The sequence below is a fragment of the Hungatella sp. L36 genome, from assembly GCF_014288035.1.
In genome coordinates, this window is record NZ_JACOPC010000012.1 from 99,445 (window position 1) to 120,864 (window position 21,420).

10 protein-coding genes are annotated in these 21,420 nt (G+C 49.5%); all 10 read left to right on the forward strand.

The window, feature by feature from the left end; genetic code table 11:
* Positions 1 to 61: 61 nt before the first annotated feature.
* The 10 genes from ulaG (at position 62) to H8S80_RS23945 (ending at position 21,397) form a co-directional block, all read left to right on the forward strand.
* On the forward strand, positions 62 to 1,120 hold the full coding sequence (gene ulaG, locus H8S80_RS23900) for an L-ascorbate 6-phosphate lactonase (RefSeq protein WP_117622135.1): 1,059 nt from the start codon (positions 62 to 64) through the stop codon (positions 1,118 to 1,120).
* Positions 1,121 to 1,141: 21 nt separating this feature from the next.
* A complete protein-coding gene (locus H8S80_RS23905) occupies positions 1,142 to 2,005 on the forward strand; it encodes an L-ribulose-5-phosphate 3-epimerase (protein WP_117622136.1) in 864 nt (287 codons plus the stop codon).
* The gene (locus H8S80_RS23910) at positions 1,995 to 3,101 is read left to right on the forward strand and encodes a hypothetical protein (RefSeq protein WP_117622137.1); all 1,107 of its coding nucleotides are present in this window, start codon (positions 1,995 to 1,997) and stop codon (positions 3,099 to 3,101) included. The genes H8S80_RS23905 and H8S80_RS23910 overlap by 11 nt, the downstream gene beginning before the upstream one ends.
* Positions 3,102 to 3,637: 536 nt before the next feature.
* Entirely contained in the window at positions 3,638 to 4,663 is a 1,026-nt protein-coding gene (locus H8S80_RS23915; RefSeq protein ID WP_117622139.1) for a PDDEXK nuclease domain-containing protein, read from the forward strand.
* A gap of 128 nt (positions 4,664 to 4,791) precedes the next feature.
* A complete protein-coding gene (araA, locus tag H8S80_RS23920) occupies positions 4,792 to 6,285 on the forward strand; it encodes an L-arabinose isomerase (protein ID WP_117622140.1) in 1,494 nt (497 codons plus the stop codon).
* A gap of 99 nt (positions 6,286 to 6,384) precedes the next feature.
* Positions 6,385 to 7,947 carry a xylulokinase gene (locus H8S80_RS23925; protein ID WP_117622160.1) on the forward strand — a complete coding sequence of 521 codons (1,563 nt, stop codon included), beginning with the start codon at positions 6,385 to 6,387 and terminating at the stop codon, positions 7,945 to 7,947.
* A gap of 79 nt (positions 7,948 to 8,026) precedes the next feature.
* Entirely contained in the window at positions 8,027 to 8,716 is a 690-nt protein-coding gene (locus H8S80_RS23930) for an L-ribulose-5-phosphate 4-epimerase (RefSeq protein WP_029467380.1), read from the forward strand.
* Positions 8,703 to 9,878, forward strand: coding sequence for a GntR family transcriptional regulator (locus H8S80_RS23935; protein ID WP_117622141.1), 1,176 nt, complete (start codon positions 8,703 to 8,705; stop codon positions 9,876 to 9,878). The genes H8S80_RS23930 and H8S80_RS23935 overlap by 14 nt, the downstream gene beginning before the upstream one ends.
* A gap of 676 nt (positions 9,879 to 10,554) precedes the next feature.
* A complete protein-coding gene (locus H8S80_RS23940) occupies positions 10,555 to 15,270 on the forward strand; it encodes an Ig-like domain-containing protein (RefSeq protein WP_117622143.1) in 4,716 nt (1,571 codons plus the stop codon).
* A gap of 13 nt (positions 15,271 to 15,283) precedes the next feature.
* Positions 15,284 to 21,397, forward strand: coding sequence for a polysaccharide lyase family 8 super-sandwich domain-containing protein (locus tag H8S80_RS23945; RefSeq protein ID WP_117622144.1), 6,114 nt, complete (start codon positions 15,284 to 15,286; stop codon positions 21,395 to 21,397).
* Positions 21,398 to 21,420 lie beyond the last annotated feature (23 nt).

The window sequence follows — 21,420 nt, forward strand, 5'->3', positions numbered from 1 at the left end:
TCACAGAAACCGGACAGAAAGCGTTTCCGAGGGCACTCGGTAGAAAATGGAGGAAGCAAATATGAGCAAAGTAACAGAACTGACGAGAGAAAAATGGATTTTAGGCGCGTTTCCGGAATGGGGGACATGGCTGAATGAAGAGATCGACCAGGAGGAGGTAAAGCCGGGAACCTTTGCGATGTGGTGGATCGGCTGTACCGGACTCTGGATCAAAACAGAAAATAAAACAAATATTGCCATCGATCTGTGGTTTGGCAATGGAAAACGGTCTCAGAAAACGAAGGAGATGGACCCGTTTCATCAGATGCGGAATATGACCGGCGGCCGTGCGACACAGCCGAATCTCCGGGCTGCGCCCATCGTCTACGACCCGTTTGCTGTTACAGCCGTTGACGCGGTACTGTCCACCCATTACCACAATGACCATATTGATCCGTTCTTTGCGGCGGCTGTGATGCAGAACTGCGGCGGTGAGGTGCCCTTTATCGGTCCGCTAAAGAGCGTGGAAAAGTGGCTGAGCTACGGCGTTCCGAAATCGAGATGCAGAGTGGTCAAACCGGGAGATACGATTAAAATAAAGGATGTGGAAATCATGGTCACGGATTCCTTTGACAGAACGTGTCTCGTCACGGCGGATGAGGACATCCGGGGCGTGCTGCCGGACGATATGGACGACAAGGCTGTGAACTATGTGATCAAGACACCGGCCGGAACCGTGTACCATTCCGGGGATTCCCATTACAGTACATACTATGCCAAACACGGAAAGGATTTCGACATTGATATTGCCTTTGGTTCCTACGGAGAGAATCCGGCGGGCAATCAGGATAAGATGACATCCGTGGATATTCTTCGTATGGCGGAGGCATTAAAGTGCAGGGTGGTGATTCCGATCCATTACGACGTATGGACCAACTTTAAGGCAGATCCCCTTGAGATTCTCATGCTTTACAACTATAAGAAAGACGTTTTACAGTACCAGTTCCATCCGTTTATCTGGGACGTGGGCGGCAAATACGTCTGGCCGGTGGACCGGGATAAGATCCAGTACCATTACAGACGCGGCTTTGAAGACTGCTTTACGGATGAGCCTAACGTACCGTTCCGTTCCCTGCTGTAAGACCGGGGCAAAGGAGTAACGATGAAATTATATACCTTGGGACTTTATGAGAAATCCATGCCAAATGAGTTAAGCTTTCGGGAAAAGCTCACGTATGCCAGAGAGGCGGGGTATGATTTCCTGGAAATGAGTATCGATGAAACCGAAGAAAAACTGGCGCGGCTGGACTGGAGCGTGGAAAAGCGGGCCTCTCTCGTACAGGATATGTACGAGGCGGGGCTTCCGATCCGGACCATGTGTTTAAGCGGCCACCGGAAATACCCGTTGGGAAGCAGTGAGGAATCCGTTCGGATCCGCGGCATGGAAATCATGGAAAAGGCCATCAATCTGGCGGATGACCTGGGAATCAGAATTATCATGCTGGCGGGATATGACGTGTATTATGAGGAGTCCAGCGAATTCACAAAAAAGATGTTTGAAATGAATTTGAGAAAAGCGGTGGATATGGCCGCGAGCAGGAGCATACTGCTGGGCTTCGAGACCATGGAAACCGAGTTCATGAATACGGTTGGAAAGGCCATGAAATATGTGCAGCTGATGGGATCGGATTATCTGGGAGTATATCCCGACATCGGCAATATCACCAATGCGGCGAAGCAGTATAAGACCGATGTGATCGAGGATTTAAAGTCGGGGAGCGGCCGTTTGCTGGCCATGCATTTAAAAGAGACGGTGCCGGGGAAATTCCGGGAGATTCCGTACGGAAGCGGCCATGTGAATTTTGAGGAGGCGATCAGAGAGGCGTGGCGGCTGGGTATCCGAAGATATGTGACGGAATTCTGGTATACAGGAGGCGGCGACTGGAAGGATGAACTCCGGAAGGCGAATCGGATGATGACCGACATACTTGGCAGACAGGCGAAGGAGGATGAACATGCAAGTTGAAAAAAAGGTGCTGGCCAATTTAACAAAGTGCTATTCCATCGCCCCCCTGACGTATCAGGGAAGGTTTCATTTTCTGGTGGCGGCAGAGAAGACAGACCGCTGTATCCTGTTCGATGAGACGGGAAAGGAGGTGGATACCGTATGGGAGGGGCCGGGCGGAGTCATGACGATGGTCCAGGTGCCGGGAAGTGACGGCCAGTTTCTGGCGACCCATAAGTTCTATTCCCCCAATGATTCCAAAGAAGCAAAGCTTGTAACCGTAACGCCTGCAGACGGAGTCTGGGAGGTGAAAACCCTGGCGGAGCTTCCGTTTGTGCACCGGTTCGATATTCTCGTCAGAAACGGTGTAAAGTACTTGATCGCCTGTACGCTGAAGTCCGGCCATGCATATAAGGATGACTGGAGCTGCCCCGGAAAGGTTTACTGCGCCGTGCTTCCGGATGATTTGAGCACTTTTGACGAGGCCCATCCGCTGCCGCTTACGGTCTTAAAGGAAGGCCTGACGAAAAACCATGGCTACGCCAGGACAGAAGACGGCGGCATGAATACGGCGGTGATCTCCTGTGAAAACGGTATATTTCAGTTCCTTCCGCCGGAACAGAAGAACGGGGAGTGGGAGATCCGGGAACTCCTCGATGTACCGGCTTCCGATGCGGTGCTGCTGGATCTGGACGGGGACGGCAGAAAGGAACTGGCGGTGCTGTCGCCGTTTCATGGAGATACGTTTTCGATCTATCAGGACCGGGGAGAAGGCTTTTTTAAGGTATATGAATGCCCGGATAAAATGGAATTCTTACATGCCGTTTATGGCGGCCCGCTGTGCCGGATTCCCCGGGTCGTAATCGGTTTCCGGAAGGGCGAACGAAATCTCGTATCATTTTCTTATTGCAGGGAGAGCGGGACGTATGAGCGCGAAATCATTGACAGGGACTGTGGTCCGGCCAATGTCTGTCATTACATGGTGAATCAGAACGATGTGATCATATCCGCCAACCGGGAAACCGACGAAATCGCCATGTATACGGTGACGCTGTCTTCTGACGAACTGGCGCCTATTACGGTCAGAAAGATGAGTAAAGAAACGGAAGGTCTATAATAAGTCTTTCAGGTAATTGCGAAATACGCCCACAAGCGTGATTCGCAATTACCATTTGCATCATGACGAATCTGTATGGAGGCAAGGATCACGTTGTACCTTCTGACTTCTTCGAGCTTACCGTAGATAGGTAATGTAAATCTGGAATCATATCGACCACCCATTTTTCTCTGTTTTTTTATGTATGTTCTTACATCATCCCATTTTATAGATTGTTCACCCTGAAAAATAATATCATTGATCATTACAATCCTTTTACCATTTTAGAGCCTGTATCGTTGAAACATTTCTACTCATTCTTTTCTTGCCAGATAATAATTTAATTGGGGGATATTTGTCAGATGCCAATCGAAAATCAGATATTAGGTTTATTGCACTGCCAGATGGCACAGGCTGAGAAATCTCGATAAAAGAAAAGGGACTGATTTTATGCTCAAAGATAAGGTTTAAGGCAGTATCAAGATTGTTGCCGCATGCGGCAACAATTCAAAAATAAGACAGTTATGAAACAAATACGTAACTTGGGAGATGATATTATGGGAGAAATGAAAAACATCAATCAGACGTTTTACACCGATATACGAGAGATAATTATCAGTGCTCGCGAGAATGCCATTCGTGGCGTAGAGTATATGCGGCTGATGATGTACTGGCGTCTTGGAGAACGAATATTCATTGAGGAACAGCGTGGACAAGACCGCGCTGCCTATGGCGGATATCTCATTAAGAATCTTGCTGCGAAAATCGAAGCGGAGTTTGGGAGCGGTTTTTCGTATACGCAGTTGACACGGGCGCGGAAGTTTTATCGTCTGTACCCGACAGTCAGCAAGGTGCATCCGCAACTAAACTGGTCACAGTATCGTCAGCTCATCAGCATAGACGACGATTACAAACGTGAATATTATGAACTGGAAGCGACTGGCAATGGGTGGAATGGGCGTGAGCTTGAGCGGCAGATTAACTCTCAGCTTTATGAAAGGCTGCTGCTTTCAAACGACAAGGAATCTGTTCTCGCCGTTGCCCGTAAAGACTGCATACCGACAAAGCCTGCGGAGATTATCAAAGATCCGATGTTCTTAGAGTTTCTTGGGCTAAAGCGAGAGGCCCGTTACTACGAGCAGGACTTGGAATCCGCGCTGATCACGCACTTACAGGAGTTTTTGCTCGAATTGGGCAACGGCTTTTCATTCGTTGCCAGACAACGCCGAATCCTGCTTGAAGATGACGAATTTTTTGCCGATTTAGTCTTATATAACAGACTGCTGCGGTGTTTCGCAGTTATTGAAATCAAGACTCATAAGTTGACGCATGAGGATTTAGGCCAACTTCAAATGTATGTCAATTATTACGACAGATACGAGAAACTACCGGACGAGACACCGACCATTGGCATATTGCTTTGTACAGCGAAAAACGACCTGCTTGCGAAAATTACGCTGCCGGAAGACAATACGAATATTCTTACAAGCAAGTATCAGTTATACCTGCCAAGTGAGGAAGAGTTTATTGAGGAAATAAAAGAGGTTATTGATCTCACGGAGGAACACGAAGAAAACGAATAAGACAGATTACGCTTCACGCCCCCGTCGGCGTAACTAAGACAGCAGTCCATAAAAAACAACTTGTTCACACTATGGTACAAGTGGTACTGTTGTAGTATAATAATATCAGTGATAAGGAGGATTTTTTTATGGAGAGGAAAGCATACAAGTTCTGGTTCGCAACGGGGTCACAGGATCTTTATGGAGATGAGTGTCTGAGAAAGGTGGCAGAGCATTCCGGAATCATTGTAGAGGGGCTTAACCGGTCGGGACTTCTGCCTTATGAAGTGATCTGGAAACCGACTCTGATCGACAATACATCGATCCGCGCATTGTTTCATGAGGCCAACAGTGACGGGGAATGCGCGGGTGTCATCACGTGGATGCATACGTTTTCACCGGCCAAGTCCTGGATTCTCGGCCTTCAGGAGTACAGAAAGCCTCTGCTTCATTTACATACGCAGTTTAATCAGGAGATTCCCTATGACACCATTGACATGGATTTCATGAATGAGAACCAGTCCGCTCACGGAGACCGGGAATTCGGCCACATGGTGACGAGAATGGGCATTGAGAGAAAGGTTATCGTCGGTTTCTGGGATGAGAGTTCGGTGCAGGCGGCGATCGGCTCCTGGATGAGAACCGCGGTGGGCATCATGGAGAGCAGCCATATCCGTGTCGTCCGCGTGGCCGATAATATGAGAAATGTAGCAGTAACCGAGGGCGATAAGGTGGAAGCCCAGATGAAGTTCGGCTGGGAGATCGACGCCTATCCGGTGAACGAGATTGCAGATTATGTAAACGACGTGGCAGCAGGCGATGTAAGCACTCTGGTGGAAGAGTATTACGATAAGTACGATATTCTGTTAGAGGGAAGAGATGCCGGAGAGTTTAAGAAGCACGTGGCAGTACAGGCACAGATCGAGCTGGGATTTGAGAAATTCCTGGTGGAAAAGGATTATCAGGCGATCGTGACTCATTTCGGAGACCTCGGTTCTTTAAAGCAGCTTCCGGGTCTGGCGATTCAGCGTCTGATGGAAAAAGGATACGGCTTCGGAGGCGAGGGCGACTGGAAGACTGCCGCCATGGTGCGTTTGATGAAGATCATGACAGCCGGTATGGAAGGCGCGAAGGGAACTTCCTTTATGGAAGACTACACGTATAACCTGGTTCCGGGAAAGGAAGGCATTCTGCAGGCACATATGCTGGAGGTATGCCCGTCAATCGCGGACAGCAGGATCGCCATCAAGGTATGCCCGCTGTCCATGGGAGACAGGGAGGATCCGGCCCGTCTTGTATTTACCGCAAAGGAAGGAAAGGCAGTGGCCACATCGCTGGTGGACTTAGGCAGCCGGTTCCGCCTCATCATCAATACCGTGAACTGCAAAAAAGTGGAGAAACCGATGCCGAAGCTTCCGGTTGCCACCGCATTCTGGACTCCGGAACCGAACTTAAAGACCGGAGCCGAAGCCTGGATTCTGGCCGGCGGCGCACACCATACGGCATTTTCCTACGATCTGACTGCAGAGCAGATGGGCGACTGGGCCGCTTCCATGGGAATCGAAGCCGTCTACATCGACGAGGACACTACAATCCGCAGCTTTAAGAATGAATTGAGATGGAATTCTGCTGCTTACCGTTAGAGAGGGGGAAAAACTATGACTGATGGTTTAAATGAAAAAAGGGACGCTCTCACGGGGGACGTATATCAAAGCATTTTAGACGGAAGAACGGCTCTGGGTATGGAGCTGGGGTCTACACGCATCAAGGCGGTTCTGGTCGATGAGCACCAGAAGCCGATTGCTTCCGGGAGCCATGACTGGGAAAACCGGTACGTGGACAATATCTGGACATACACGTTAGAGGACATCTGGGAGGGCGTTCAGGACAGCTTTGCAAAGCTGGCGGAGGATGTAAAAGCACGCTACGGTGTGACGCTTACGACCGTCGGCTCCATTGGCATTTCCGCCATGATGCACGGCTATATGGCTTTCGATAAGGCAGGAGAAATCCTGGTGCCGTTCCGTACCTGGAGAAATACCATGACGGAGGAGGCTTCGGAAAAGCTGACGGAGCTGTTCCAGTACCATATCCCGCAGAGATGGAGCATCGCCCATCTGTACCAGGCGATTCTGAAGAAAGAGGCGCATGTGCCGGAGATTGATTACCTGATCACACTGGAGGGGTATGTACACTGGAAACTGACCGGGCGTAAGGTGCTGGGAATCGGCGACTGCGCCGGTATGTTTCCGATCGATACCGATAAGAAGGATTTTCATGAGAGAATGATCGCTCAGTTTGACGAGCTGACGGCCGGAGAGAATCTGCCGTGGAAGCTCCGTGACATTCTTCCTCAGGCGCTGACCGCGGGAGAGGAAGCCGGAGAACTGACGGAAGAGGGCGCGAAGCTTCTTGACCCGACCGGCGCCTTAAGACCCGGTATTTCGCTTTGTCCGCCGGAGGGGGACGCAGGAACCGGTATGGTGGCTACGGGCAGCGTGGCGAAGCGCACCGGCAATGTGTCCGCAGGCACCAGCGTGTTTGCCATGGTAGTTCTGGAACAGGAACTGAAAAAGGTTCACGAGGAGCTGGATCTGGTGACAACGCCGGCCGGTGATCTGGTGGCTATGGTACACTGCAACAACTGTACTTCTGATTTAAACGCATGGGTGGATTTGTTTGAAGAGTTTTCCGCGGCGATGGGGATGAAGGCGGACAGAAACCAGCTGTTTGAAACCTTATATAACCTGGCATTGGAAGGCGACCCGGACTGCGGCGGCCTTCTGGCCTACAATTATTTCTCGGGAGAGCACATCACTCATTTTGAAGAGGGACGTCCGGTGTTCGTGCGTCTGCCGGACAGCCGTTTCAATCTGGCGAACTTCATGCGCGTTCACTTATATACGGCATTAGGAGCGCTCCGCGTGGGCATGGATATCCTGTTTAAGGAAGAAGGCGTGAAGCTGGACAGTCTGCTGGGCCACGGCGGATTATTCAAGACAAAGGGCGTGGGACAGCGGATTATGGCGGCGGCGGCCGGCGTACCGGTGACCGTCATGGAAACTGCCGGAGAAGGCGGCGCATGGGGCGCGGCAATCCTGGCTTCCTATATGCGTTACAGAAAAGACGGAGGCAGCGCCTCTCTCGACAAGTACCTGGCAGACAGCGTATTTGCCGACGAAGAAGGCGTGGTTATGGAGCCGCAGGAAGCGGATGAGCGCGGCTTCGAGGTATTTATGGAGCGGTACATAAGCGGCTTGCCGATCGAGCGCGCCGCAGTCGAGTGTCTGCCGGGGCGTGTCTGAAAAATCGTAACAGTTCAGACGGCTCATTCCTGCCATCTGCATGCACTGAAACAAAAAATAGAAAAGAGGAAATGACACGATGCTGGAAGAATTAAAAAAAGAGGTCTATGAGGCCAACATGGAACTGCCAAGAAGAGGGCTTATCACCTATACATGGGGAAATGTCAGCGGAATTGACAGGGAAAAGGGACTGTTTGTTATCAAACCCAGCGGTGTGGATTACGATAAGTTAAAGCCGGAAGACATGGTGGTCATGGATTTAAATGGAAATAAGGTGGAGGGGGACTTAAATCCCTCCTCCGATACAGCTACTCACTTAGAGCTGTATAAGGCGTTTGAGAAAATCGGCGGGATCGTCCATACCCATTCTCCCATGGCTACGGCCTGGTCCCAGGCGGGCCGCGCGCTGCCGTGTTACGGGACGACTCATGCGGACTATTTCTACGGGGAGATTCCCTGTGCCAGGAATTTAACGCCGGAGGAGATCGAAGAGGGATATGAGAAGAACACCGGTATGGTGATTATCGAGACCTTCCGCGACAGGAATCCGGTTCACGTGCCTGCGGTTCTGTGCAAGAACCACGGCCCCTTTACCTGGGGAAAAGATGCCGCGAACGCGGTCCATAATGCCGTGGTGCTGGAAGAGATTGCAAAGATGAATTTTGTGACTGAGATGTTAAACCGCGGTGTGGAACCCGCGCCGCAGTCCATGCAGGATAAGCATTTTATGCGCAAGCATGGACCAAACGCGTATTATGGACAGAAGTAACGGCAGCCCGTCAGGCCGGGAAGAGGGTGAGAGCGGGAAGACGAAATACTACGTGCTGATGGAGGAACTGAAGAGTGATATCATTGCCGGTCGGCTGAGGCCGGGGGATAAGCTTCCTTCGGAAAATGAACTTTCCGCCTCCCGCCATGTGAGCCGCCATACGGTGCGAAAGGCGCTGTCCATCCTGGCGCAGGAGGGATTTATAGAAGCGGAGCACGGCAGAGGGACCTTTGTCTCCAGAAAAATTAGAAGAGCGAAGTCCCCCTCACTTTCGTTCGGCGGAATGGATTACAGGGGGTCGGGGAATATTGCGGTTATCACCACGTACCTGTCGGACTATATTTTCCCCAGGCTGATCCAGGGCATTGACAGCGTACTGACGGCGGAGGGATACAGCATTATCCTGAAAAATACCGGCAACAGCCGCGTGAAGGAAAGCCGCTGTCTCGAGGAAATCCTGGAGAAAGATATCGACGGTCTGATCGTGGAACCCAGCAAGAGCGAGATTCTCTGCGCCAATATGGCATTGTATGAAAAACTTGATTTTTACCAGATTCCCTATGTCTTCATACAGGGATACTATGCGCAGATGAAAAATAAGCCGCACATCCTGATGGATGACTGTATGGGCGGTTATCTGGTGACAAACTATCTGATCGAATTGGGACACCGGCGGATTCTGGGGATCTTCAAGGCGGACGACAGCCAGGGAAGGGAGCGCCACAAGGGGTATGTGAAGGCGCTGTTTGAGGCCGGTTATCCCTACGATCCCGATATGGTGATCTGGTTCCATACGGAGGACCGGGCGGTGAAGCCGGCGAAGGTGCTGGAAATGATGCTGGAGAGCGGAGCCGCCATGGACGGCATCGTCTGCTATAACGATCAGATTGCGCTGGAGGTTTTAAAGGCGCTTCAAAAGAAGAAAATCCGTGTTCCAGAGGACATCTCCGTAACGGGATACGACAATTCATTTATTGCAGAAAACGGGGCGGTGAAGCTTACAACCATCGCCCATCCGCAGGAAAAGCTGGGCGCTATGGCGGCAGAACTGCTGCTGGAAAAGATAAAGGGCGTGCCGGATGAGGAAAGCCGGGTGGAACGGATCCTGAAGCCGGAGCTGATCGTGAGAGAGTCCTGCATGGAGAGAGGAAAAGGAGAGTAGTTCCGGTTCTTTATTAACCTTAGGTGCAAGACGGCGCAGAGAGGCCTGGTATCCCGCGCCCGTCGGGCTTTCAGCTCACCACAAAGATGACCGGGAGTGTCGAACACAGAATACATGTGATCGGCGCTCCCGGTTATTTTGACTGTTCATATCCGGGTGACGGTGATTTCTATGCGAAAAAGGGGCAAAAAAATAAAAAAAGTACAAGAATATGGTAATATTACATTTTAAAAAAGGCAGAATATTAAAATTTTAATATAATTCAGCAAATTATTTATTTTTGCCAGTTTTTCCCAATGCTATACTTTCCATATATCCTATCATTTACTGCCTTCTGGAATGCAGAAGCAGGTTTCGTTACTGCCGATAATACTAATTATGTCAAGTATTATCGGTATTTTTGTGTTTAAATATTGCATCTGTCTATTCGCGTTCTGACTATTCAGCCTCTTTTATCAAAAGAAATTTTTTCTTCTATGCGTGCGGAAGCCGCTATTCCCCAATACTGAAAAATTAAGTCCACCATAATTAGTATTATACTTTCAAAATCAAAAACTGGTATGACCAGTATAAGATAATTCAAGCGTAAGGAGGTTAAAAAATGAAAAAAAGAAGATAAACGGCGTTTGATTGATTTGAAAAAGAGGCGAAAAAAAAGCAAGGGGGAAATATTGTTATGCAAAAAACAAGTAAACGTTTCAAACGAAAAGCCGCGGGCATGATGGCGGCAGTTATGATGATGAGCGCGCTGCCTGTTAATATGGTTGGATTTGCTGATACCTCAGTGAACAGCCGGGACAGCTATGACACAAATGACCGTACCGCGACAGATTCCAATGCCAGCCTTTCTACCGCATCCAATGCGTTAAAGATGCAGACGGAGGGGACGACCTATTACGTGGATGCCAGAGACGGTAACGACACGGCAGACGGAAAGACAGAGGATACCGCCTGGAAATCCTTTGACCGGGTAAATTCCAAAACCTTTCTACCTGGAGACAAAATTCTCCTGAAGTCAGATTGTATCTGGAACCAGCCGCTGAATCCAAAAGGAAGCGGCCAGGAAGGCGCTCCCATCACCATTGACAGGTACGGCGAAGGAAGCCGCCCTGTAATTAATGGAAACGGCACCTCTGGTCCGTCGATTACCGGAGCCGTCACCATTTACAACGAAGAGTACTGGGAAATCTACAATCTGGAAGTAACGAACCTGGAGAGTACCGATGAGATGGGGGAGGCCATGGACAGCGGTACCAGCGAACGTGCCGGTATCCTGATCTATTCATCCAATCAGAAAGAGATTTATAAGCACATTGTGGTTAAGAACTGTTATGTCCACGATGTAAACTCTAATTTTAAGGGAGGAAAAACCTCCGGCGGTATTATCGTCATGGGACACTATCTCGATAAGGACGGTAACCGGGTTACCATTGACGATAACGGCAATCTGACCCCTAAGGCTATGGGACGCGCGGCCTTCGAGGATGTCCTGATTGAAGGCAACTACGTGAAAAACGTGGCGATTGAAGGTATCCGGAACAAGTGCAACACGGATATCGGAAGCAGCGGATGGGGAAAGAATGAATTCCTCAAAAACTATTCCAACGTGACCATACGAAACAACTATCTGGAAGATGTGGTCGGCGACGGTATTGTACTGACAGAGACGAAAGGCGGCCTGGTGGAAGGAAACATGGTTAATTCCTCCTGCGGCCTGGATCGGGGAACTGTAAACTATGCTCAGTGCTGGACCATGTTCGCGGACGACGTAATCGTGCAGTACAACGAGGCATACGGCAATAAGTATGGCTATGATGACGGAGAAGCCTTTGACTCCGACATGATGAACGTGGACAATATATTCCAGTATAACTTAAGCCACGACTGCGGCGGCGGTGCCATGCTGTTTATGTCCAGCCAGAAAAACACCATTTTCCGTTACAATGTCAGTATCAATGACGGAACGGGTACATATCCGAACGGAAGCAGGATGCAGCAGCAGACCTTCCATTACGACAACACCAGCTCGGCCGGACCGAATGTGGGGAAAATCTACAATAACACGATTGTCGTATTCGGAGAAGGAAAACAGACCTCTCTGTTTGGCGGTAAGAGCAAGAGAACCTGCTTTGTGGACTTTAAGAACAACATCGTGCTGGCAAAAGACGGCGCTGTTATAGACTTTGCGGTCTTGGAACAGGGATCTGCAATCCATGAAGACAGTGTGATTGAAAACAACTGCTTCTACCCGGATACTATTGCCAACACAAACGCGGGCAGCGTCCTGGACAAAGACAGCCTGACCGCAAAAGGCAATATTTTCGCGGATCCGATGCTGAAAGACTATAAGGCGGGAGAAACGTATTCCGCGTATCAGTATCCTTTAGAGGATCTGGAAGACCTGATCGATTCTGATTTTACGAAAGAGAGAATTCAGGAGCTGGCAGAGCCGTACCAGCTGACAGAGGGCTCTCCCTGTATTTTAGCAGGCCAGAGAATAGAAGGTATGCCTACAGAGGATATCATGGGCAATACCATTGCCGGCCGCGTAGACATCGGAGCGCTGGAATACTCAAGCCAGGATGAAGAGGCGGAAGAGGTAGAGGAAGTCAATCTGGTCACAACACTGGGCGTTGTGCCGGAACTGCCCGGGACGTTAAAAGTTGTTCTGGACGGAACCGCGTATCAGTATCCGGTGGAATGGGAGGAGCTGACAAAAGAAGACTGTATGGAGGCGGGCGTCATCGAACTTCCAGGCGTACTTCCCGGACTGTCGAACCAGGTGACTGCGACTATTGTCGTGGCAGATGCACCGGAAAGCTATGAAAGCGTGGACGTTACGACATTTGCAGGCATTTATCCGGAACTCCCGGACAAGGTGAATGCTGTATTCGCCGGCGGACTTACCATGGAGCTGGAGGTTGTATGGGATAAATTAACTCTGGAGCAGTATTCGCGCGAAGGGGAATTTACCGTAGAAGGCCGTGTGTCCGGATTAAAGGAAAAGTGTGCGGCGACAGTCAGGGTAATTGGTGATCTTGGTGACGGAAAGACTGTAAAAGAAACCGGGGCAGTCAAGGACGCATTTACGCAGGAAAAGGATGGCGACGCCGCTTACGGAAAGCTTACTCCGAATGTGATAAAGGTCAAGACGGCCAGCAGTGACCCGGCGTATACGCGAAGAGGTCTGCTCGGATTTGACTTGACAAATGAAAGCGAGATGCTGAAGTCAGCAACAAACATCACCATAAAGCTTCAGATGACCAGACCGGTCAGCGACAGCGACTATAAAAATATCAACAACCATTTTTATTTGAAGGTCTATGAAATCGGGGACGAGTGGCAGGAAGATACTGTGACATGGAATACGACTCCAGCATTTTCCGCTGATAATCTGGTGATAAAAGACAAAAAAATCGTTTATAAAGACATCAGGGACAATCACGAAAACATAGTAGAGCTGGATGTGACGGATTGGGTGAAGAAAGCCTACGCTGAAAATGGCCAGACAAAATTCTCCTTCCTCATGCTGACCGATTATTTCGGAGAGTATGCAAATGGCGACAACGGAGGGATTGACTTTGCTTCCAGGGAAGCGTCCGGAATGATGGAGCCGACGATTGTTTTGAGCAATGTATATGAGATGAAGGTAGATGCTGTATCCGTATCGACATCTGCAGGAAAGAAGCCGGTCCTTCCGGAGACGGTTACTGTTACGTATTCCAATGAGGAAACAAAGAGCGTGACCGTAGAATGGAATTCGATCAACCCTGCAAATTATCAGACGGAAGGAACCTTTGTCGTATACGGAAAAGCAGAAGGCATCAATCTGCCCATTACGTGTACCGTCAATGTTATGGAAGCGCTGCACAAGGTGGTGGCTGTAAAAGATATTCCAGGAATTATTCAGCTGGTGGGAACACCGTGGGAGGAACTGGGACTTCCGGAAATGGCAACCGTGCTGCTGGATAACGGACAGGAGGCGGAGGTCGGTATCCAGTACTGGTTCCCGGACAATGCCTACGATCCGGAAAAGGAATTTTCTTATACCTGTATCGGTTATCTGGATCTGGCGAATCACGATTCCATCGAGAATCCGGAACAGAAGTTTGCAGCCGTTTCAGTCAGCATCATTGAGCCGGAAGATAAGAATGCACTTCTCGTCCTCTATACGGAAGCGGCTGGACTGATTAACAGCGGTGAGGTGGGACAGCTGACAGAAGCAGCAAAGAACCGCTTTATGAAGGCATTTAATAAAGCAGCTGAAGTTCTGGTAAATACAAAGGCCACGGAATTGGAAGTACATACGGCATATACAGAGCTGATGGAAGCAATCTGGAATATGGACTCGGAAGAGAACCAGAAGGCGGATACAGATGCACTTCGTGATCTCGTCCTCATTGCGGAGTCGAAAAAGAAGAAAGATTATACCGAGGAAACGTACGATGCAATGAGAGAGGCATTATCTGAGGCAAAAGCAGTCTTAAGGGATAAGACGCTGACAAAGGCAGACCAGCCAATCGTAGACATGGCATATGAGAACCTGAAGGAGGCCGTTGACGCTCTTGTATTAAGCGGAAAAACAGATCCGGTTACAAAGGTGATGACTGGAATTAAGATTACGGCGCTTCCATCGAAAACAGAATATAAAGTGGGAGAACGTTTCAGCTCATCTGGCCTGATCGTAGCGGCCGTGTACAGTGACGGAAGCACGAAGACGGTAAGCGGATATGAGATCGGAGATGTGAATACCGGAACAGCCGGAACGAAGGATGTCGTGGTTACCTATCGAATCGCAGTCAACGATGCCATTAAAGTATTCACAGATACTTTCCAGATCACTGTGGTGAAGAGATCGTCCTCAGGAGGCAGCTCGGGAAGCAGCTCAGGAGGTGGTTCCAGCTCTGTGAGAGTGAACCGGACGGCTGTCAATGTGAGCGGTGAGTGGCAGGCAGCAGAAAATAATAACTGGAGATTCCAGAAGAGTGATGGAAGCTGCGCGAAGAACGAGTGGGCCAGAATAAACGACAAATGGTACCATTTTGACGGCAGCGGCTATATGCAGACGGGCTGGATTCTGGATGGAGACAAGTGGTATAAATTAGGCAGTGATGGTTCCATGCACACGGGATGGGTAAAAGAGGAAGCCGATGGCCAGTGGTACTATTTAAATGAATCCGGAGCGATGATGACTGGCTGGACCATGGTAAACGGTACGTGGTATTACTTAAATCCGGTTACGCAGGGCAATACCGGATGGCAGAATACAGAAGACGGGAAGTGGAATCGCGGCAGTGCGGAAAGCGGCAGCCGTTCCATGGGCGCTCTCTATACCGGAACTACAACACCTGATGGCTGCCAGGTAGACGAAAACGGAGCCTGGATTCAGTAGGGGGGAAATCTATATGAAATTAAAATGGAAAAAACTGTGCGCAGCGGCGCTGGCAGTGACCATGGCTATGGGGAATTTGACATATGGGGCCCCATTGGAGAATGCACGAGCCTCTGCACGAGCCTTAAGCGCTGCAAAGATCGAAGGGCTTTACCAGGATAATACGGATGAGAGCGGGACGGAGGAGCTGCTGAAAGACGGCCTTGTCATGCACTCCACCTTCGATGAGGGCAGCGTTACAGCAGGACAGATCACGGATGTTACAGGAAACGGAAACAATGGAACCGTGATCGGAGCACCCGCATATGAGAAGGGAATTCGCGGAAATGCTATCTCATTGAACAATGGAGAATCTGCGGGAAAGGGGAATACGAAGGCCGAACAGTACGTAAATTACGGCCGTGCGAAGGACTTGATGTTCGGTACCTCTGATTATTCCCTGTCCTTCTGGATGAAGACAGAGAACCATGGACAGAACAACGGAACCATACTTTCCAATAAAAATTACTTAAGCGGCAGCAACGTGGGCTGGGCATTTGGAAATTACAATAACAGCAGCGATACGGATGTGCGCATGAATTTTTCCGGAATATCCGGAAAGCGGATCGAGATCAAGAAGATATCCGCGAATGATGACCAGTGGCATCACGTAGTCGGCACGTTTGACCGTGATGGAAGCATGACTGTTTACATGGATGGGGAGAAGTATTCCTCCATCTCCATGGCGGAACACAGTGGAAAAACTGTGGATACGGAGCTTGATTTTATCCTGGGAGGTGACGGCAGAGGCTGTTATGGCATGAGCGGCTGCCTGGTGGATGAGCTTCGGGTTTATAACAAGGTGCTTGCGGATACAACCGTAAAAACCATCTATGAGGCAGAAGGGGCTTCGGCCATCGTTGACCAGATGGCGGAGCAGCTGTCTGTGATAAAACCCGGCTCTGAATATCCACAGGACAGAATTGATTCTATGGCAGAAGAGATAAGGCAAACGAAGAGTGCTCTGGAGGGAATGACAACGGCTGCAGCTATGGCTGCAGTCAGAGCACTGAAAGAGAGGTACAATCAGTTTCTGGAAGGCAGCAAGCCTCTGGCCAGCTTTCAGGTCGTGTCGGATGTGCATATAAAATCAGATGACCTCACGGAAACAAACGCAGTCAATATGATTGCGGGGCTGAAGGATATCAGGACCATGGATCCGGACACGCTTGGCATCATGAATCTGGGAGACTTTACCCAGAGCGGCACGAAGGCCCAGTATGACGCGATGTACAGGATAATGGATCAGTATTCTCCTGTTTCGGACGATAAGATCATGATCACATTGGGAAATCACGATGTGAGAGGGACCAGCTCCGCAGACTGGAATAAGGACGAGACCGTGATCAGCAAGTACTGGCCGACGGCAAAGGCACTTTACCTGGAGCGAAATTCCAGATATATGCCGGATACGGACGGAAAGGTGTATTTTGACCGCTGGCTGGGCGGATATCATTTTATCGCCATTAACACAGAAAACGGCATCAAGGATGCGATGTATTTATCAGACGATCAGCTGGAATGGCTGGAAAAAACGCTGGCGGAAAACGCCAGTCCTGACAAACCGATTTTTGTGCTGGGGCATAATGCATTAAAGGATACTCATTGGAGAAGCAATATTCTAAATGACTTTGGCAATCAGGATAAAAGGGTAAAGGAGATATTCTCGAAATACCCTCAGGTAATCTATCTGTCAGGCCATATACATAACGGGTTTGGAGTTGTGGAAGCCATTGACCGCGGATTCGGTACCATGATTGATCTGCCCTCGTATAATGATTCTGAGAATGGGGTGAAGGAAACCGGAACCGGCTATCACGTGAAGATATACGATGACAGTATTGTGTTCAAGGCAAGAAACTTTAAGACCTCAGCCTGGATGCCGGAATATGATATCACGGTAACCCTGCCGAATCTTCCGGCAGTGTATAAAAATGCAAAAGAGCGGAATGCGGCTGATTATACGGCGGCTTCTTATCAAAAACTGGAAACCCTTATGAAAGAAGCGGAAGCCCTTTTTGCAACGGAGTATGATCAGAGTGATTTGACGTATGAAAAGGTGGGGCCGCCCTCTGAGAGCCTATTTACGGAGCCGGTCAGAAAGCGAATCAATGAACTGGCCGCGGAGATGGCCACTGCAATCGCAGAACTGGAATCCAGTGAATCAGCCGTAACGGCGATTCAGGATGTATATCTGCAGGGCGGAACGGATGCCGATAAAGTGAGCACGTCATTCAGCAACTACGATGCGGCGAAGCTGCGGGTAAAGTATTCGGACGGCAATCAGAGCTATACCCGGAAAACACTGCTGAAATTTGATTTGTCATCGGCTGCCGGTGACACAAAGGAGGCAGAGCTGGTCCTCCAGCTGACCGGAGGCATCAGCAATTCCAATCCTGCGAAAGACTTTACGGAGGCTCTCGTACAAAAGATCGGCAGCCAGTGGACCGGAGCCGCCGTCACATGGAATACGATTCCGGAAAAAACAGCGGAAAAAGCGGCAGGAGTTATTACAAAAGCGAATATATCCGGTGAACTGGTGACGGTTGATGTCAGTGAAGCGGTGACAGACGCTCTGGCAAAGGGAGAAACGGAAATATCCTTTGAGATCAGCTGCCCGACAGAGGCCAATGACAACATGATTGATTTCTACTCTACGAGAGCAGAAGGAAAGCAGGCGCCAAAGCTTGTCACACGCACCTCAAAAACGGACAAGCCAGTGGATCCGGAGTTTGTGGAATTGAGAGAAAAATGGCTGAATAACCTGTTAGGCGGCACCCTGGATACTGGAAATCAGGCTGTGGTGACGTACATAACAGGTCTGGATGAGAAGGCCGGAGAGTACTGGAGCTCCATGATTAAGAGCGATGACGCTTCCAGAACCAATCTCTGGAGTGATCTCGATATGAGCTATATAGCAGGGACGGGAGCAAACGCAAAGGTGCATTCCGGAAATGTGGCTCAGACATTCTATCGCCTGAAGGACATGGCGATTGCGTGGGCGACGGAAGGCTGTGTGCTGTATCAAAACGATGAACTGAAAGAAGAGCTGATCCGGGCTCTCGACTTTATGAATGAAAACCATTACAGCAGCAGTGACGATAAGACCCCGTTCTTTGGAAACTGGTGGCACTGGGAGATTGGCGGGCCGATTGCCTTTATGGATACGGCGTTGATTCTTTACGATGATCTTACCCTGAAGCAGATCACCAACTATGCGGCGGCAGTCAACCGGTTTACCAATGTATGTGACAAGCCGTCGGGATATCCCGGATCACCGGCGATGACGGGGGCCAACCTGATCGATAAAGGTATGGTAGTGGCTCAGGCAGGGCTTCTGACGGATAACGGAAGCAAACTGGAGCATGTAAAAAATGCGTACAAGACCGTGTTTGAGTATGTGACTTCGGGAGACGGCTTCTACAAAGATGGTTCCTTTATTCAACATCAGGCGCTGGCCTATATGGGCGGATACGGTTCGCAGCTGTATGAAAAGCTGAGTATCCTGTTCAGCGTGTTTGCCGGATCGGAGTACGAGCTGACTTATGACGACGAAGCGGAGCAGCTCATCTTCGATATGGTATTTGATGGAATTGAACCGTTTATTTACAATGGATTGTGTATGGACATGATTTCAGGAAGAGATATAACGAGAAATACGTCCAATGACAGGCTGAGAGGGGCCAAAATCCTGGATGCAATGATGCTGATCGGGGATGCGATGCCAAAAGAGCAGCAGGAGCGCTTTAACAGCATGATCAAATATTATGTCGGCATTGACGAGGCGTATTATTATAGCCAGAGCAGCCATATCGCATCCTTGATGAAGGCAAATCAGATCATGAATGACGGTTCCATTGAGCCGAGAAGCGAATACGTGCTTCATAAGCTGTTTGCCAGCATGGATAAGCTGGTGCATATAAGGCCGGATTACGGTTTTGCACTGTCGATGCACTCAGACAGAACATATGGACATGAACTGATCAATGATGAAGGAAAACGCACCTGGAACATTTCAGACGGCATGACCTACCTTTATAACGGGGATCAGGATCAATACGGAACCGGTTACTGGGCTACGGTGGATCCGAAGCGTCTGGCAGGAACAACGACAGAGTACGTCACGCGTCCAGACGGAGCAGGAGACCGCACCAGGAATATCTACAGCTGGGTTGGCGGCTCCAGCCTGGGAGATTACGGAACGGCCGGAATGCATTATAAAACACTGGGAAACAGTGGAAGCACAAGAAACGGTACGGATGCGAAAAAGTCCTGGTTCCTGTTTGACGATGAGATCGTTGCAGTCGGAAGCGGAATTACCTCTTCCACAGGAAATTATGTGGAAACAGTGATTGAAAACAGGAAATTAAAGGAAGATGGAAGCAACCAGGTCTTAATCGACGGTGAAGAACGATCGATCAGAGACGACGGTGCTGAAAGCGCAGGAAAAGGAACAAAAATACCGGAGGCATCGTGGCTCTATCTGGAAGGAAATACCGATCATTCCGACATTGGTTATTACTTCCCTGGAAAAGCCGATATCATGGCTTTAAAAGAGAAGAGAACCGGCAACTGGAATACCCAGGGAACCACGGAAGGCGAAGAGACAAACCAGTTTGCGACTTTTTGGTTTGAGCACGGGAAGAAACCAACCGATGCGGATTACTCTTATGTCATTCTGCCGGGGAAGGATGCGCAAGAAACGGAAAATTATGCTGCCAATCCTGATATTGAAATCCTGGAATGCAGCGGGGACGCTCATGCAGTAAGAGAAAACTCACTGGGATTGACCGCTGTGAATTTCTGGAACAGCAAGGGAAAGACGGTGGAAGGGATCACCTCAAACAAGGCCGCTTCCGTGACCATGCAGGTAAGCGATGGACTGGTATCGGTAGGCGTGTCAGACCCGACACAGGAAAATAACGGAACCATCGAAGTCTCAATCCCATACGCCGGAGGAGAGATTGTAGAAAAGGCTGCTAACGTAGAGGTGATTCAGAAGACACCATTTATTAAGCTGTCCGTAAAAACCGCAGGAACGACGGGAAAGACGAGCGAAGTGACTTTGAAAATCGCTGAAACGGATAAGCCTGAGCTTGTCGGGCTTGCCGAAGAGTTTGACAGAATCAAGGTGGCGCCTGGAACAAAATTTGCCGGGATAGCGCTTCCGGAGACCGTTAAGGCCTATGACAACGCGGGAAATACCCATATGCTGGGAATTACCTGGGAGAGAGGCGATTATCAAAAGGACGTTTACGGTGTGTATACACTGACCGGAAGCTTACAGCTGACAGAGGGGCTTTTTAACACCGCAGGAATTACCGCATCGGTAGAGGTACAGGTGGGAGATGAAGCGGCGGCCACGATGGATGACGTCTACGTTCAGGGCGGAACCGATGGAGATAAGAATTTCAGCGGCTCCTCCAGCCTGATTGTAAAATACGATACGGGCGCTCAGAGTTATACGAGAAAGTCCTTAATGAAGTTTGATCTGGAACATGTGCCCGGGGACGCGGAACATATTTATTTGTCATATGAATTAACTGGCATGCCAAGCGCTGATTTCGAGCTGCTTCATATCTACCGGGTGGAGAATGACTGGGAGGGAGCGACAGTAACCTTTAACAGCTTCCCGGAAAGAGTCGATGCAGAACCTGCTGCAGTTATGACAAAGAGCATGGCGTCGGAAAGTCTGATCCAACAGCTTGATGTGACCAAAGCTGTGCGTGATGCGATCCGCGCAGGGGAAGAAGAAATATCCTTTGAGATCAGTATCCCGACAGCAGCTTCAAACAATTATGTAGGAATCCACTCCTCCAGAACTGCAAAGGAGGGAGCGGTAAAACCGGCATTAACGTGGAAATCAGAGTATGAGCCGGAAAAAATAGTGAAAAAGAATCTCAGCTTCATCGTGAATCTGGCAAAGGAGATTCAAACAAGCGAGTTCAGTCATGTAGATGAAGCCAGATTAAAACAGCTTATCGCTGATGCAGAGCGCATACTTGCCGATGCAGATGCTTCTATGGAAGAAATTCACGAAATAGAGAGACTTTTGACACAGGAAATGGTAAAATACAGAAAGAATTAAGAGAGTTATGGCGGGTATGGGCT

What these genes read in the sequence shown, in the direction of transcription:
- ulaG (WP_117622135.1), top strand. Translation starts at nt 62, where the DNA reads ATGAGCAAAGTAACAGAACTGACGAGAGAAAAATGGATTTTAGGCGCG.
- H8S80_RS23905 (WP_117622136.1), top strand. Translation starts at nt 1,142, where the DNA reads ATGAAATTATATACCTTGGGACTTTATGAGAAATCCATGCCAAATGAG.
- H8S80_RS23910 (WP_117622137.1), top strand. Translation starts at nt 1,995, where the DNA reads ATGCAAGTTGAAAAAAAGGTGCTGGCCAATTTAACAAAGTGCTATTCC.
- H8S80_RS23915 (WP_117622139.1), top strand. Translation starts at nt 3,638, where the DNA reads ATGGGAGAAATGAAAAACATCAATCAGACGTTTTACACCGATATACGA.
- araA (WP_117622140.1), top strand. Translation starts at nt 4,792, where the DNA reads ATGGAGAGGAAAGCATACAAGTTCTGGTTCGCAACGGGGTCACAGGAT.
- H8S80_RS23925 (WP_117622160.1), top strand. Translation starts at nt 6,385, where the DNA reads ATGGAGCTGGGGTCTACACGCATCAAGGCGGTTCTGGTCGATGAGCAC.
- H8S80_RS23930 (WP_029467380.1), top strand. Translation starts at nt 8,027, where the DNA reads ATGCTGGAAGAATTAAAAAAAGAGGTCTATGAGGCCAACATGGAACTG.
- H8S80_RS23935 (WP_117622141.1), top strand. Translation starts at nt 8,703, where the DNA reads ATGGACAGAAGTAACGGCAGCCCGTCAGGCCGGGAAGAGGGTGAGAGC.
- H8S80_RS23940 (WP_117622143.1), top strand. Translation starts at nt 10,555, where the DNA reads ATGCAAAAAACAAGTAAACGTTTCAAACGAAAAGCCGCGGGCATGATG.
- H8S80_RS23945 (WP_117622144.1), top strand. Translation starts at nt 15,284, where the DNA reads ATGAAATTAAAATGGAAAAAACTGTGCGCAGCGGCGCTGGCAGTGACC.